We start from the raw sequence: 15282 nt of genomic DNA, 5'->3' as shown, positions 1-15282 counted from the left end.
CAGCTGCCCGGCACCGCCGGCGTGACTGGGGCTCTTCCGCTGGGGTCAGAGCATGCCGTCCCAGCGCCACAGGCCCTGGTGCTCGCTGGGGCGCGTCTGGCGGTAGCTGGAAGGCACCATGCCCATCACGCGCTTGAACTGCCGACTGAACTGGGCTTGGTCGTAGAAGCCGGCGGCCAGGGCCACCTCCAGCAGGGATTCATTGCCGCCGCGCAGGCGCAGGCAGGCCTGGCGGATACGGTTGCGCAGCACGAAGGCCATCGGGCTCACCCCGTAGATGCGCCGGATCAGGGTGGCGAATCGCTCGGGGCTCAGCCCAGCCAGCTCGGCCAGCTCGGCCACCGGTTGGCGCGCCTCGCAGTGCTTGGTCATCTGATCGACCGCGAGTACCAGGCGCTGATCGCTAGCGTGCCGCGCCAGTCCGGTCACATCGCGCGACAGGCAGAGGATGCCGACCAGTTGGTCGTCGCGCGCGTGCAGCGGGAACTTGTGGGTGATGCACCAGCCCGGGCTGCGGTCGGGCAGCAGGATCGGGTCGAGCTGGTGCAGCAAGGGAGTCTGGTGCTGCCGCACCCAGGCGTCCTGGTCCTCGTAGCGCTGGGCCAGTGCCGCGGGCCAGATCTCGGTGGCCAGGCGTCCCTGCAGACTGCGCAAGCAGTCTGCGCCGACACGCCGGGACAGCGAGGCATTGAAGGATACGTAGCGCCCCTGAGCGTCCTTGACGACGAACAGGAAGCCGGGGCTGTCGTCGAACAGCAAGGCGGTTTGCGCCGCGCCCAGCAGCAAGGCGTGATCCTGCTCGCTCAGGCCTGCCGCCGTGCCGCACGGATCCCCTTGGGCGCTACCGGCGGGGTCCTGAGGGGGCACGGCGGACATGAGAGACGGTCGATCAGACCGAGCTGCGCTTGATGGCCTGCAGCTCCGCCGCCGTCACGATCTTCTCGATCCGGAAGTGCGGGCTCTTCAGCCAGAGGTCGGCAATGCGCCGATAGTCGTCCAGATCCTCGCAAGCCAGCCGCACCAGGAAGTCGAAACTGCCGCTGACCAGCCAGCAGTCCAGCACCGCCGGGTTGTTGCGCATTTCCTCTTCGAACGGTCCCTGCGAGCGTCCGTGATCGGTCAGGGCGACCTGTGCAATCACGATGGTCTTTCGGGCTGCCGGCAGCTTGACCACCGCGCGGTAACCCTCGATCACGCCCATCGCCTCCAGCCGTTCCACCCGGGCCTGGCAGGGGCGGGGTGTGAGATTCACGCGTTCCGACAACTGGCGGTACGAGATGCGCCCCTCGCTACGCAGCACCTCGAGGATGCGCAGATCAATGCGGTCCAGTTGGGCTTTTCTTTCCGCCATGGAGTCCGAGCGCGGCGGCATTTCAGAAGCGCAGGGACAGGCAGGTCAGGCCGCCGTCCATCTTGCGGAACTCGCTGGTGTCGAGCACCAACAAGGGCAGGCCGAGGGGCGCAAGCAGTTCATGGACCCGCTCGAAACCCGCTGGTGTGATCAGCGTGCCGTTCACATGCAGGGTGTTGCCGGCGTACTCGTCAGCTGGGGCCACGGGAATGCAGCGAAGGCCCTCAAACTCGGGTCGTTCCACCAGCGCCTGTGCCACCAACAGGGTGTCCTCGTTCAGCGCATTGACCACGGACTTGAGATGCAGGCCGTCTGACACTGGCACGGCCTGCACCGAGTAGCCGAATGGCTTCACCAGGCGCTCGAACTCGGCAATGCCCTGCGCGTCGGTGCGAGCGGTCAGGCCGATGAAGAAGCGGCGCCCCAGCAGCAACACATCGCCACCGTCCAGCCGCCCGATCTGCATCGGTAGCAGTTCGCGGTGCTTGGCCAGTGGGGCTTCGATGTGAACGGTTTCACCGCGCCGCGCCGGCGCACCGGGGCGGGTGATGAGCGCGAACTCGGGCGTCAGCACCGCGACGTCTTCCACGTAGTGGGCGTCCGGAAAGGCGTCGAGTGCGGGCAGCTCGGTCAGTTCCACGCCCAGGCTGCGCAGCGCGTCGCAATAGGCCTGGAACTGCAGCAACGTGCGCGGGTAGTCGGGCGCACCCAGGGTGGCGCTCGTCAGGCCCGCCGCACAGGACGGTGCCGGGCGGCGAACAAGGGCTTGGGAAAATTGCACTCCATCCTCCATGGGTCGGCCACGCCCGACTTTTCGGAGCGCGCCTCAAACGGCCGGGGATTATCGAAAGTCACCCGCACTCAAGCGGTCGAATTGCAGGTGGCGGACGGCGGATTCCGTCGTTGTTGTTGCCGTTCCAAGCCGATTTGGCGCTGCCACGGCGGGAGCTCTGACCCTGTGGCTGGAGGAATCAAAACGTCAGCCCATGTGCGCCCGGCGGACCGCCGGACCGGGCGGTCAGTTCGGGTTCCCAGGCTGGCCCACAAGGCGCTGCACGAGGCCCATGTGGCGGCCGAGGTGCTGTATGGGAGTTGCATGGACGTGCCGCTCCCACGATGCTGGGTGCCGCTGCATGCAGACGTGCAAGGGCCGCGTCCCAGCGGAAGGGTCGTTGGCCCTCTCAGGCCGCTGGCGTTCCCCCCGCTGGCGGGCTGCCCCGCAGCACCCGCGCCTCGCATTCCAACTCCCCGCTGAGCGACTGCGCGATGGCAAACGGTGTGCCGCGGCCCTGCACCACGCCGACCCAGCGGTTGCGGCCCTCGCGCTTGGCGGCGTAGAGGGCGGCGTCGGCCACCGCGAGCACGGCGGACCAGGGGGCCTCGCGCGGGGCGCTCGGGTCCAGCGGGTAGCAGGCGAAGCCGATCGAGCAGGTCACGTTCAGCGGTTCACCGTTGGGGATGACGAAGGGCTCGTCGGCCATCACGCGGCAGGCCTGCTCGGCCAGCTCGGCCAAGCTTTCGCGCGAGGTGCCGCGCACCACCACCAGGAATTCCTCGCCGCCCCAGCGCACCAGGTAGTCGGAGGCGCTGAACACCTTCACGAGGCGGGGGCGAATCTGCGCCAGCACGGCGTCGCCGGCGGCGTGGCCGCGCTCGTCGTTGATGCGCTTGAAGTGGTCGATGTCCAGCATCAGGAAGGACAGATCGGCCGCCGCCGGTGGCGTGCGGCCCTGCAGCAGGGCCTGCTCGGCGATGCGGCGGGCCAGACGCTGGTCGTCGTCCAGGCGCTGCAGCACGAAACGGCGGTTGTGCAGGCCGGTGAGCGCGTCGGTCAGGGCCGATTGCTCCAGCGCCTTGGAGCGCGCCTCCAGCGCGTGGGTGGCAATCGCCACCTGCTCCTGCAATTCCTTCTGGCGCAAGCGCAGCCGGCGCGTGCGCCACTGCGCCACGCCCCAGCCCAGGCCCAACAGGCTCAGCACGATGAAGCCGCGGCCCCACCAGGCCTGCCACCAGGCCGGCTGCACCTGCACTTCCACGCGCAGCAGCTTGGGGCTCCATTCACCATGGCGATTGCTGCCCTGCACCTCCAGGATGTAGCGGCCGGGCGCCAGGCCGCCATAGCTGGCCTGGCGCTGGCGCGAACGGGATTCGACCCAGTCCGCATCCACGCCCTGCAGGCGATGGCGGTAGCGGTTGCGTGCCGGGTCGCTCAGGTCCATGGCGGCGAACTCCAGGCTGAAGCTGCGCTCCTCGGGGCTGAGCTCCAGGCGGGGTTGCAGGCGCGCCAGCGGCACCTCGCGTGAGCCGATGCGCAGGCCGGTGGCCACCACCGGCGGTGCGAAGCGCGTGAACTGGAAGGCCTGCGGTTGCACCACCAGGATGCCGCGGCTGCCGCCGAACAGCATGCGCCCGTCGGCCGCCTGGGTGTAGGCACGGAACCAGGCCGAGCCGATGTCGACCCCGTCGGCCACGCCCAGCTGGCGCGCCTGCTGCTGCATGGGGTCGTAGATGCCGCGATGCGTCCACAGCATGCCGCGGGCGTCCTGCAGCAGGTTGGCGCCGAAGGCCTCGCTGCCCATGCCGGGCTGCTCGCCCAGGTAGCGCAGGGTGGCGGTGCGGCCGTCCCAGGCGCGCAGGCGGTGCAGGCCGGCGGTGGTGTCCACCCAGAGCTCACCGGAGCGGCCGATCAGCAGGCCCACCACGTTCTGGCTGGTCAGCCCGGCGCCGGCGGCGTAGTCGATCGGCCCCAGCACCTTGCCGCCCGCTGCGACGGGGAAGAGCCCCGCCTCGGCGCCCACCCAGAGCTTGCCGTCCGGCGCCTGCACGATGGCATTCACGCCGCCAAGCAGGGGGCGGCCGTCGTGGTGCGTCACGCGCTCAAAGCGGCCGCCCGCGGCGGCGCGGCGGAACAGGCCGTCCTGCGTGCCGGCCCAGACGTTGCCCTCGCGGTCCACCATCAGGCGGCGCAGCCGGCCGCGGCCGAGTTCGTGCGCGTGCGCCTGCGCCCGGGCGTGGGCGAACTCGAGCACCTTGGATTCCACGCCTGCCCAGATGCGGCCGTCGTTTCCTTGCGCCAGCGCGGTGACGCGGCCGGGCGCCAGGCCCTGTTGGCCGCTGGCGATGCCGCCCACGGTGCGCAGCGCCGCGTCCAGGATGGCGATGCCGCGGTCGTTCGTGCCGGCCCAGAAGCTGCCATCGCGCAAGGCCAGCAGGCTGCGCACATCGGGTTCGGCCAGGGGGCTGGCGGGGTCGTCGTCGGCGCGGCGCACCCACAGCGCCTGGTCGAGGTTGTTCACGCGCTGCAGCCCGGTGCCGTAGCCGGCCACCCAGAGCAGGCCGGCCGGGTCATGCAGGATGGCGCGGATGTCCGCACCGGCCAGGCTCCAGGGCTTGCTGGCGCGTGGGCGCAGGGTGCGCAGCAGGCGGCCGCTGGCCAGCTCGCGCAGCTCGATGCCCGCCGCGCGGCCCACCCAGACCTCCTGCGCCCGCACGGCGGTGAGGGTCTGCACCGCGCCGAGATTGCCGGGGCGCTCATCCAGCTGGCGGCTGCGGCCCTGCGCCAGGTCCACACGCCAGAGTTCCCCTTCCTGGGTGCCCAGCCACAGGCTGCCGTCTGCCAGGGGGGCGATGGCGTGCACCACCTGGCCGGGCAGGCGCAGCTCGGTGCCGTCGTGCAGCGTCAGTGGCGTCAGGCGTGTGGCGCCGGGCACCAGGCGCACCAGGCCGTTCCAGGTACCGACCCAGACCGTGCCGTCGGCACCGATGGCCAGCTTCTGCACGCGCGGATCGGGCAGGCCCTCGGCCGCGCCATAGCGCCGCAGGCGCGGCTGGCCGGGTTCCAGCACCTGCAGGCCGCCGCCGGTGCTGCCCACCCAGATGCGGCCCTGCGCGTCTTCGGCCAGGGTGCGCACCACGCCGCCCAGGCTTTCGGGGTCCTTGGGGTCGTGGCGGAACACCTGCCATTGCTCGGTGCGCGGGTCGTAGGCGCCGAGCAGGCGGCCATCGGTGCCCACCCAGATGCGGCCGTCGCGTGCGGCCATCAGGGTGCGCACGAAGGTGGTGCCCGTGCCGCTGCGGCCCAGGCCGGCCATGGAAACGGGCACGAAGTGGTGGCCGTCAAAGCGCAGCAGCCCCACGCTGGTGCCTACCCAGACCATGCCGCTGGGGTCCAGCGCCATGGCGGAGACGACACCGTCCGGGATCGCGCCGGCGTCGCTCAGGCTCTCGAAACGGGGTTCGGCCAGGGGCTCGGGCAGGGCGGGCGGTGCGGCGTCGGCCAAGCCCAGGCTCAGGCCGAGAACCAGACACAAACCCCAGGCGAGTCGACGCAACACACGCTCCTTCAAACCCGCCATTGTCTGTGGCCCGCCCGGCGGGCCCACGTGGGGCCAGCCCCGGGCTTGCCCGGGGCGTGTCGGGGGTCAGCGCGTCAGGAAGCTGGCGCAATCGGCCACGCCAAACCGATCGACCTGCAGGCGCAGCTGCTGGCCCAGCCCCAGGCGCTGCCATTCGGCCACCGACAGGCGGCACGTCCACTCGCGGCCATCCTCGGCACGCAGCAGCAGCTCCTGCTCGGCATGGCGGCGGCCGGCCCGCTCGCCCTCCGGGCTGCCGGGGTCCTGCAGATCCAGGGCCGGCCAGAAGGGCGGCACCGGGGCCTCGCCGTCGGCCACGGCAAAGCGGCGGCGGCGCCACTCGGGGGCGCGGAAGCGGCAGTACGCGGCCAGGCCCCGCTGGCCGCTCGGGTCTTCGCGCATCTGACGCTCCACCCCCTGCGCCTCGGCCGGCAGGCGGTCGCACCAGTCGGATTGCATCTCCAGCACGCGCCGCTCGATCTCGACCAGGCGCCGCCAAGGCTTGGCGACGACCGTGACGTCGGCCCGGTGCGGGCCGGAGAACACCCAGGCCAGCAAGGGCAGGGCCAGCAGGCCCAGCCCGAGGTAGAGCCAGCGCCAATGGCGCTGGATGGTGAGTGAGGATTGGGATTTCAAGGCGGCGGCAATGGCGCTGCGGTCAGCGCGGGTGTCGCGACCAGGGGCGGCCTTCGGGGTTCAAGTCGGCATTGTCACAGTCGGGCCAGCGGCCGCACGTCCGGCCTCGCGCAGCGCTTCGATGGCCCGCTCCGGCAGCGCCACGACGGTGTTGGCGTCGCTGACGATGCGCGACACGATGGCCTCGCGCGGCCCCTGGCGCCAGGCCGGTGTGGCGTAGAAGGCCGCCTGCGACTGCTCCAGATGGGCCAACGAATCGAAGGCGCGCATCAGGAAGTAGGCGTCCGGCTCGTGCAGCGAAGGGCCGAAGCGCACCACGTCCATGCCCCAGGCGCGCAGCAGCGGCACGCTGTGCTTCGCTACCAGGCGGTGGAACTCGGCGCCGCTGCCGGGCTGCAGCCGGTAGCTGCGGATCTCCAGCACGCGGTTCACGGCGCTCATGCGGCCGAAGCCATGCGAGTGAACTCCATCACCCAGTTGGTTTCCCAGCTGGCGCCGCCGTCGGCGGAGAAGGCCTGCTCCCAGCGCGGGCGCTCGGGGTTCTCGCTCAGCCACAGAAAGCGCACCACGATCGGGCGACCGTCCAGCGTGTCCTGCGCCAGAAAGGTGCCGACGCCCTCTTGAAACCGCCCCACCACCGGTACGTCCAGCGCGCCCGGCATGCGGGCGTCCAGCCACCAGATCGACCAGGTGCCGGCCTGGGGGTCGTAGGCGCGCAGGGTGACGGCGCGGTAGGCGCCATCCGGCAGCTCCAGCAGGTTGTCGTCCACATTGCCGAAGCCTCCCAGGGTCTTGTGCATCGTGCTGCGGCCTTCGAACTCCTCCCAGTTCGTGCTGCCGACCAGGCGCCCCTTCAGGCGCCGGTGCTGCACGCGCCAGTGGCCGACCAAGAAGTCGAAATCGGTCGGGGCGTTGGGCTCAAGAGGGAGGTGGGCGACGGGGTTCATGGCGATTGGGTGCTGCGGAAAAGGTTGCCAGTGTCGAAACTCCGCAGGCCTCGTGCACTTGCAAAATTGCAATGAAATTCGACACCTGTGCAAGAAAGGCCCGCCATGGATGCTCCACCGCGAATCCGCTCCGCCACGCCCGACTGGGACGCCCTGCGCCTGGTGCTGCATGTGGAGCGCGCCGGTGGCCTGGCCGGCGCGGCCGAGAGCCTGGGCCTGAACGCCGCCACGGTGTTCCGGCGCCTGGCGGCGCTGGAGCAGGAACTGGGGCTGACGCTGTTCGAGCGCCGCCGCAGCGGCTACCAGTGCACGCCGGCCGGGGCCGACCTGGTGGCGGTGGCGCGTGGCCTGGAACGCGAAGTGGCGCGCCTGACCGACCGGCTGCTGACGCGCGATTCCTGGCCCGGCGGCGTGCTCCGCCTGACCACCGGCGACACCCTGATGCACGCCCTGCTGCCGCCGCTGCTGGCCCAGTACCAGGCCCTGGAAGGGGTGCAGGTGCATGTCAGCACCGATCCGCGCCGCTTCGACCTGCTCAAGGGCGAGGCCGACGTGGCCTTGCGCACCGGCGGCCCGCCGCCGGTGCAACTGGTGGGCCGGCGCCTGGCGCGGGTGGACGCCACCGTGTACCGCAGCGTGCGCCTGGGTGGGGTGGCCGGGCAATGGGAGACCTGGCCCTGGGTGGGGGTGGACGAGCATCTCGCCCACCTGGATTCCGCCACCTGGCTGCGCCAGCAGGGCCTGGAGGGGCGGGTGGCGGTGCGCAGCAACAGCCTGATGAATGTCTACAGCCTGGTTTGCGCCGGCGTGGGCCTGGGCGCCTTGCCCTGCTACCTGGGGGATAGCGACCCGAGCCTGCGCCGCATGTTCGAGCCGCCGCGCGAGTGGCGCAGCGAGCTCTGGCTGCTGACGCCCCCCGAACTGCGCAAGGTGCCGCGCGTGCGCAGCCTGTTCGATCGCCTGTACGAGGGCACGCGCGCCAGCGTGGACTTGCTGGAGGGGCGCCGACCTCAGCCGGTTTGAACAGGGCCCTGGCCGCAGCCGGCCAGTGCCGCCGCCATGGCCTCGATGAAGACCCGGGTGCGCAGCGGCATCAGGCGTCGCTCGGGAAACACGGCCCAGCAGGCAGTGGGCGGCAGGCACCAATCGGGCAGCACCCGCACCAGGCGGCCGCCGGCCACGTCGGCGCGGGCGTAGTGGTGGCCCACCGCCGTCACCCCCAGGCCGGCGCAGGCCATGCGCATCAGGGTGTCGGGGGCGTTGATCAGGGTGCGGCGGGTCGGCAGGCCTTGCCAGGTCTCGGCCGTGGCGCCTTCACCGCGCGTCAGCGTCCAGGGCCAAGGTTCGCCATTGCGGCCCAAGATCATCAGCCCATGCAACTGCAGCAGACCCTCGGGCCGCTGCGGTTCACCCTGCCGGGCCAGATAGTCAGGCGCGGCGTAGAGCCCGTTGTCGATCAGCGCCAGCCGGCGCGCGCCGAGCTGCGAGTCGGCCGGCAGGCTGCCCATGCGCACCGCCAGGTCGTAGCCCTCGGCCACCAAGTCGACCCGGCGCGGCGACAGGTCCAGTTCCAACTGCACCTCGGGGTAGGTCTGCACGAACTCGTTCAGCATGCCGCTCAGGGCCTGGCTGGCAAAGTCGCCCGGCATCGACACGCGCAGGCGCCCGCTGGGGCGCTGCTGGCGGTGCAGGGCCAGCGCCAGGGCGGCGTCCACCTCGGCGCTCAGGCTGCGCGCATGTTCCAGCACGCCTTGGCCGAACTCGGTGAGGTTGAGCCGGCGCGTGGTGCGCTGCATCAGCTTTTCACCCAGGCGCCGCTCAAGCGCCGCAAGCCGGCGCGAGACGGTGGATTTCGGGCATTGCAGGCGCTCGGCGGCGCGGCTCAGGCTGCCGGCCTCCACCACGCGGGCGAACACCAGCAGGTCGTCGGCATCCGTGTTCATGGCTTTATTGTTCTGTTGGTGGAACGATGTTGTGCAGTTTGCCGGCTTTTTCTGCGGATTGGTCCTCCCTAGAGTTCATTCATGGCCAACAAGGCCTGCCAACCCACCGGAGCCCCACCATGAACATCCTGCAAATCAACTCCAGCGCCCGCCCCGTGCAGAACGGCGAGGGCTCCTTCTCCACCCGCCTGGCCACCGAGTTGGTGCAGCGCCTGCGTGCCGCCGAGGCCGATAGCACCCTGCAGGTGCGCGACCTGGTGCAAAACCCCCACCCGGCTCTGGACGAAGAGGCCCTGCAGGCCCTGTTCACCCCGGCCGAGCAGCGCAGCCCGGCACAAGCCGCGCGCGCCGCGCTGGATCAGGCCCTGATCGAGCAGGTGCAGGCTGCCGATGTGCTGGTGCTGGCCGTGCCGATGATCAACTTCGGCATCCCGGCCCAGCTGAAGCATTGGATCGACGCCATCGCCAAGGCCGGCGTCACCTTCCGCTACACCGCGCAGGGCCCGGTGGGCCTGCTGCAGGGCAAGAAGGTCTATGTGGTGACGGCGCGCGGTGGCATCCACCGCGACCAGCCCGCCGACACCATGGTTCCCTATCTGCGTACCGTGCTGGCCTTCCTGGGCATCACCGATGTCGAATTCATCTACGCCGAAGGCCTGAACATGGGCCCCGAGGCGCAAGCCAACGGTCTGGCCCAGGCCCGTGCGCAGATCGAACAACTGACCCAACCCGCTTTGACCCAATAAGGAGCGCCCCATGAGCACGCCGACCCTGCAACGACCGCGCGCGGTCGAGACCCTGATCGCCGGCCAGCCGACCCAGGACGGCGCCGGCGTCAAGCTGACCCGCGTGCTGACGCAGAACCTGCAGCGCCGCCTCGACCCCTTTCTGATGCTCGACGCCTTCGGCTCGGACCGTCCCGACGACTACATCGCCGGCTTCCCCGACCACCCGCACCGCGGCTTCGAGACCGTCACCTACATGCTCGAAGGACGCATGCGCCACCGCGATTCGGCCGGCCATGAAGGCCTGCTGCAGAGCGGCGGCGTGCAGTGGATGACGGCCGGGCGCGGCGTCATCCACTCCGAGCTGCCCGAACAGGAGGAAGGGCGCATGGAAGGCTTCCAGCTCTGGCTCAACCTGCCGGCGCGCGACAAGATGCGCGCCCCCTGGTACCGCGACATCCCGGCCGCCGAGATCCCCGAGCTGCGGCACGAGGGCGTGCGCGTGCGCGTCATCGCTGGCCACAGCCAGGGCGTGGCCGGCGCCGTGCAGCGCGAGCACACCGAGCCGCTCTACCTGGACATCGAGCTGGCCCCGGGCGCGCGCTTCGAGCAGGCCCTGCCCGAGAGCCACAACGCCTTCACCTACGTCTACCGTGGCAGCCTGCGCTTCGACACCGGCTGCACCGTGCCGGCGCAGCGCATGGCCATCCTGGCCAACACGCCGGGCAGCGACGGCGTTCGCCTGCAGGCCGGCGAACAGGGCGCGCGCCTGCTGCTGATTGCCGGACGGCCGCTGGGCGAGCCGATTGCGCAATACGGGCCCTTCGTGATGAACACCCAGGCCGAGCTGCTGCAGGCGGTGCAGGACTTCCAGGCCGGCCGCCTGGCCTGAGGGCCAAGAAGCGCAGGCCCGGCAGGCTGTCACGCCGCCGGTCGGGTTCTGCGTAGGCCGCTCTGGGGGCTTGCGCTAGGCTCGTGCGCTTCCGTTTCAGGCGCGCCAGCACACCTTCATGGGCATCGAATTTCCTCGTCAGGCGGACGGCTCGCGCAGCAGCACGGCCGCCGGCGCGCGCATCGTGGCGGCGGCTCTGCGCGCGCTCGATCAGGGCCGCGCTGCCCAGGCGGCCGAGGCCGAGACGCGCTGGCGCCGCCGCTACCCCGCCTACTTCCGCCAGCTCATCGAGGCTGCCGTGCCGCAGCCCGAGGCCGCCCTGGCCAGCGCGCGCGCCGGCCTGCAGGCGGCCTGGCAGACCCTGGTCTGGGACGACTCCCAAGGCCAGTCGCGCCCGCTGGCCCAGGCCCTGGAGCAGCCCGAAGGCTGGCCGCTGGGCACCATGACCCTGAAGGGTGCGGGCGCCAGTTCCGTGCAACCCTGGACCGTGCCCTACAAGGGCCAGCAGCTGCACGGCGATGCACTCCTGCGCCAGCTGCTCGATTGGGTCGAGAACGGCATCATCGAAGCCAGCGCCGCCAAGGCCCTGGGACGCTGCGTGCGCCACCCCGAGTGGTTCGACCTGTCGGACCGCCATATCGCCCTGCTGGGTGCCGCCAGCGAGGCCGGCCCGCTGCGCTGGCTCTGCCGCTGGCGCGCCAATCTGTATGCGGTGGACGTGGACCGCCCCGAGGTCTGGGCCCGCGTGGCGGACCGCGTGTTGGTTGGCAACGCCCAGCTGCACCTGCCGATCCGCAGCAGCAGCACGGCGCGGGCTGACTGGACCACCCAGGCCGGCGTCGATCTGCTGCAGGACGCGCCGCGCGTTGCCGCCTGGCTGCGCAGCTTCGATCGCCCGCTCGACGTGGCCTGCCTGGCCTACCAGGACGGCGAGCGCCATCTGCGCGTCAGCCTGGCCATGGACATGGTGGCCTCGGCCCTGCTGCGCGCGCAGCCTGCCAGCAGCCTGGCCTATCTGGCCACGCCCACCGATGTGTTCGCCATTCCCGAGCTGACGGCCCAGGCCTCGCAGCGCATGTACGCCGCACGGCCCTTGCTGACGCGCAGCCTGCAAAAGCCCCTGCACCTGGCGGCGGGCGAGCGCTTCTTCCAGCCTAATGTGGAGTGCCTGTTGCAGGGGCCGCAGGGGCGCCGCTACGGCTTGGTGGACAGCCTGGTGCTGGAGCAGGGGCCCAACTACGCGCTGGCCAAGCGCTTGCAGCAGTGGCGCGCGCTGTGGGCGCGCTCACTCGGCCACCGCGTCAGCCTGAACATCGCGCCGTCGACGGTGACCGCCTCCGTCATCAAGAACCCCGCCCTGGCCGCCGGCTTTGCCGGCGCTTCCAGCTTTGGGATCGAGGTCTTCGAGCCCGAGACCACCAATGCCTTGATGGCCGCGCTCTGGGTGCATGACTTGCGCACCGACCGCGGCGCGGCCGATCCGCGCGTGGAGCTGGCCCACCCCTTCGAGCTGTTCATGGACCAGGCCTGCCACGGCGGGCTGTGGTGCACGCCCTACCGGCCGCGCTCGGCGCTGCCCTTTGCGGCGGCCCTGGGTTGGGTGCGGCAGCGGGTGGGGATGGGCTAGGTTCTGCTGGGTTTGGCGGGGGCTGTGAGATTGCCGCGCCTCTGGCGCGTCCAAGCCCGCTGCGCGGACTTGACCGAGCTCAGTTGGCGGAAGCGGTGTCCCCTAAGCAGCCATTTTTTGCCGCATCACTCCGGCTCAAAAATCCAGTTTTCATAGGAGAAACGGAAAAGCGCTAGCGCCATTCCGTATCGCGCCGTACCATCCAGCTGCACCGCTTTTGTTGGGCGGGTTGTTGGAGCGAAAGAGTGCCGAAGGTTGCGGAAGCGCTTGGCCCATTGGCTGTAAGTCGGTTAAGGGAGCGAAACGGCCCTGGTTTCTGGCCTGTGGGTGGCGTTGCCGGCTTGGCGCTGAGGGTGACGCCCACTGGCGCACAGCATTGGGTGCTGCGCGTGCTGATCGCTGGCAAGCGTCGGGATATTGGGCTGGGTGCTTACCCCGGCGTCACGCTTGCCGCTGCGCGTGAGGCAGCAGCTAAAGCCCGAGATGCCATACGTGAAGGCCGCGACCCGCTGGACGAGAGGCGCGTGCGGCGCGCTGAGCTGGCTGCCGAGCGCGCCAAGGCTCTGACGTTCGAACAGTGCGCCGAGGCTTACATAGCAGCGCACAAGGCAAGTTGGAAGAACGCGAAGCACCGTCAGCAGTGGGGGAACACCCTGGCGCAGTGGGCCTATCCCACGCTCGGCCAACTGCTCGTGCGGGATGTGGATCTGCCGCATGTGCTGGCTGTCTTCGAGCAGCCGGCCAACCCCGCCGATCCCGAGGGGCCGAGTCTTTGGGCCGGCAAGACGGAGACGGCCACCCGGCTAAGGGGCCGCATTGAAACCATCTTGGACTGGGCCACGGTGCGCAAGTACCGTGCAGGGGAGAACCCGGCCCGCTGGCGCGGCCACCTGGACAAGCTGCTGGCCTCTCCCCGCAAGATCGCCAAGGTGGAGCATCACGCAGCCCTGCCCATCGACGCAGTGGGCGCCTTCATGAAGCGGCTGCGCGGCATGTCCGGCATGGGCCCGCTGGCGCTTCAATTCGTCATCCTGACGGCTGCGCGCAGTGGCGAAGTCCGAGGCATGGCCTGGGCAGAAGTGGACATGCAGGGTGCAGTCTGGACGGTGCCCAAGGAGCGCATGAAGGCTGGTGCCGAACACCGCGTGCCACTCAGCAGCGCGGCTTTGGAACTGCTGCGCTCGGTCCCACGGATTGATGGCGCTGAGCTTGTATTCCCCAACTCCAAGGGCGGCATGCTGTCAGACATGACCCTGACCGCCGTCATGCGGCGCATGGGCGCTGAGGCGGTTCCTCATGGCTTTCGGTCCACCTTCCGGGATTGGGCCGCAGAGCGCACCAACTACCCGCGTGAGGTGGCCGAGATGGCCTTAGCGCACACCATCGGCGACAAGGTGGAAGCCGCCTACCGTCGCGGCGACCTATTCGAAAAACGGCGCCGAATGATGGAGGACTGGGCGGCCTTCCTGGCCATCGATGCTCCCGCAGGCGAGGTGATCCCAATGAACCGGGCTTCCCGGTAAACCCGCGCCGGCCGGTTGCCGGCAAAGCGGGGTCGCAAGCTGTAGGAGCAGCGAGCGACCCCTGACCACGAACCAGAAAGGACCTGGACCATGGCTAACGAGACTTTAGATGTGCTCTGTCAATCAAGTTGGACGATCAACCCCAACATGGCCGACCGCCGCATTTCATCCGACTGGGAGAGCTTTGAAGTACAGGGACGCCGTATTGCAGAACCGACCTTTAGGTTCTGGCGTGCCGATGGGACGTCCTGCGATTTCAGCGCTGATGAGATGCGCCGCGACCGCTGGTGGGAAGTGCTTGAAGACGCAGAAGTGCGGCTGATCCAAGCCAGTCTTGACCGAGTTCGGCCGGCGAGCCCCGAAGTGGCCTGACGCTCACTGACCCTCTGCCGCCGCACCTGGCCTTAATGGGCGAAAACCCGCGACCCTGGCGGGCTGGCGCGGCGACCGTTGCACTTAGCTATTGAGGAAGTGGCGTGATCCGACCCTTGAGAGATGGCAAAGGCCTCTTCCACGACGAGCCTGACGATTTGGCTTCAGGCATCGAGGCTCATGGCCTCAAGCTAATCGAGGTCGGCCGGTTTGGGGAGCAGATTGGCGTACTTCCTTACCTTGAGGAAGAGGCTATCGCTCGCCTCCGCAACGTTGTCGGCCCCCTCGCTGCCAGCGAGCTGGAGTGGAAAGAACAGAACTGGGACTATTGGCGAGAGCAGTGGGTGAAGGAGGCCCATTACTTCCTGCGGAATTCAATGCAGGGCCCTGACGAAGCTACGACAGCCTATTCCGCCGCCGAGGTCCTAGCTCGTGCGGCAGAGATGAGATGGGCGATGCAAGACGGCAACGCGGAGAAGGCGGCTGCACTTGCAATGCTGATCGCGAGTTGGGTGTTTATCGGCGGGGTAAGCGTGCGCCTTGCCACGTCTGAACCAATGGCAAAGAAGTACCGAAAGACCCAGCGTGATCGTGCAAAGAAGGAGCGTTCCGCTGTCAAGACAGACGAAGGAGGCGTGCGCAAGCGTGACCTAGTTCAGGACGCTTTGAAGCAGGCCGGCGAAGGCGCGGGCACTTCGGATGTTTGGCCGCACCTTTGGGCAACGCTGGATAGGCTGCACATGAGCCCGAACGAAGTCGGGGCAAAGCAGGAGCGCGAGATTTGCGCGTGGGACGCCAAGGGCAATGAGGTGCACTTCACCTTCAAAGGCGTCCAAACCATGCTGCGCAGGATTCGTGAGGGGCAGGTAGCAAAGCGGGGTCGTCCTAAGAAAAAGCCGCGCTAACCCGGC

General features: G+C 69.5%; 15 protein-coding genes. 7 read left to right on the top strand and 8 right to left on the bottom strand.

What is annotated here, in order from left to right; all coding sequences use genetic code 11:
• Positions 1–45: 45 nt before the first annotated feature.
• The 7 genes from ACE3QP_RS08985 to ACE3QP_RS08955 all read right to left on the bottom strand — a co-directional run bounded on the left by ACE3QP_RS08985 (position 46) and on the right by ACE3QP_RS08955 (position 7289).
• Positions 46–876 carry a helix-turn-helix domain-containing protein gene (locus ACE3QP_RS08985; protein WP_374435349.1) on the bottom strand — a complete coding sequence of 277 codons (831 nt, stop codon included), beginning with the start codon at positions 874–876 and terminating at the stop codon, positions 46–48.
• Between the two features lie 13 nt (positions 877–889).
• Positions 890–1351, bottom strand: coding sequence for an Lrp/AsnC family transcriptional regulator (locus tag ACE3QP_RS08980; RefSeq protein WP_374435468.1), 462 nt, complete (start codon positions 1349–1351; stop codon positions 890–892).
• 22 nt (positions 1352–1373) lie between these two features.
• Complete coding sequence (locus ACE3QP_RS08975) at positions 1374–2132, bottom strand: dimethylarginine dimethylaminohydrolase family protein (protein WP_374435348.1); 759 nt, start codon at positions 2130–2132, stop codon at positions 1374–1376.
• A gap of 400 nt (positions 2133–2532) precedes the next feature.
• The gene (locus ACE3QP_RS08970) at positions 2533–5682 is read right to left on the bottom strand and encodes a two-component regulator propeller domain-containing protein (RefSeq protein ID WP_374435346.1); all 3150 of its coding nucleotides are present in this window, start codon (positions 5680–5682) and stop codon (positions 2533–2535) included.
• 90 nt (positions 5683–5772) lie between these two features.
• Complete coding sequence (locus tag ACE3QP_RS08965; protein ID WP_374435344.1) at positions 5773–6342, bottom strand: hypothetical protein; 570 nt, start codon at positions 6340–6342, stop codon at positions 5773–5775.
• A gap of 60 nt (positions 6343–6402) precedes the next feature.
• Entirely contained in the window at positions 6403–6783 is a 381-nt protein-coding gene (locus ACE3QP_RS08960; protein WP_374435342.1) for an NIPSNAP family protein, read from the bottom strand.
• On the bottom strand, positions 6780–7289 hold the full coding sequence (locus ACE3QP_RS08955; protein WP_374435340.1) for a DUF1579 domain-containing protein: 510 nt from the start codon (positions 7287–7289) through the stop codon (positions 6780–6782). The genes ACE3QP_RS08960 and ACE3QP_RS08955 overlap by 4 nt, the downstream gene beginning before the upstream one ends.
• 105 nt (positions 7290–7394) lie before the next feature.
• Here ACE3QP_RS08955 and ACE3QP_RS08950 point away from each other — a divergent pair, with 105 nt between their 5' ends.
• Complete coding sequence (locus ACE3QP_RS08950) at positions 7395–8312, top strand: LysR family transcriptional regulator (RefSeq protein ID WP_374435339.1); 918 nt, start codon at positions 7395–7397, stop codon at positions 8310–8312.
• Here ACE3QP_RS08950 and ACE3QP_RS08945 read toward each other — a convergent pair.
• Positions 8300–9232 (bottom strand): LysR family transcriptional regulator, encoded by a 933-nt coding sequence (locus tag ACE3QP_RS08945; RefSeq protein WP_374435337.1) that lies wholly within the window; start codon positions 9230–9232, stop codon positions 8300–8302. The two genes, ACE3QP_RS08950 and ACE3QP_RS08945, sit on opposite strands and share 13 nt — an antisense overlap.
• A 119-nt stretch (positions 9233–9351) precedes the next feature.
• Between ACE3QP_RS08945 and ACE3QP_RS08940 the strand changes: the two genes are divergently transcribed.
• The 6 genes from ACE3QP_RS08940 (at position 9352) to ACE3QP_RS08915 (ending at position 15276) form a co-directional block, all read left to right on the top strand.
• Positions 9352–9978, top strand: a complete 627-nt coding sequence (locus tag ACE3QP_RS08940; RefSeq protein WP_374435336.1) for an FMN-dependent NADH-azoreductase — start codon at positions 9352–9354, stop codon at positions 9976–9978.
• A 10-nt stretch (positions 9979–9988) separates the two neighbouring features.
• Positions 9989–10849, top strand: coding sequence for a pirin family protein (locus ACE3QP_RS08935; protein ID WP_374435334.1), 861 nt, complete (start codon positions 9989–9991; stop codon positions 10847–10849).
• Between the two features lie 118 nt (positions 10850–10967).
• The gene (locus ACE3QP_RS08930) at positions 10968–12476 is read left to right on the top strand and encodes a hypothetical protein (RefSeq protein WP_374435332.1); all 1509 of its coding nucleotides are present in this window, start codon (positions 10968–10970) and stop codon (positions 12474–12476) included.
• 245 nt (positions 12477–12721) lie between these two features.
• The gene (locus ACE3QP_RS08925; protein ID WP_374435330.1) at positions 12722–13999 is read left to right on the top strand and encodes a tyrosine-type recombinase/integrase; all 1278 of its coding nucleotides are present in this window, start codon (positions 12722–12724) and stop codon (positions 13997–13999) included.
• Positions 14000–14089: 90 nt separating this feature from the next.
• Positions 14090–14371: a hypothetical protein gene (locus tag ACE3QP_RS08920; RefSeq protein ID WP_374435328.1), complete on the top strand. Its 282-nt coding sequence runs from the start codon at positions 14090–14092 to the stop codon at positions 14369–14371.
• A gap of 104 nt (positions 14372–14475) precedes the next feature.
• Positions 14476–15276, top strand: a complete 801-nt coding sequence (locus ACE3QP_RS08915) for a hypothetical protein (RefSeq protein ID WP_374435326.1) — start codon at positions 14476–14478, stop codon at positions 15274–15276.
• The last annotated feature ends 6 nt before the right edge of the window (positions 15277–15282 follow it).

The organism is Inhella sp., from assembly GCF_041912635.1.
Taxonomy (GTDB): Bacteria; Pseudomonadota; Gammaproteobacteria; order Burkholderiales; family Burkholderiaceae_C; genus Inhella.
This window is presented reverse-complemented; position numbering and strand designations above follow the sequence as displayed.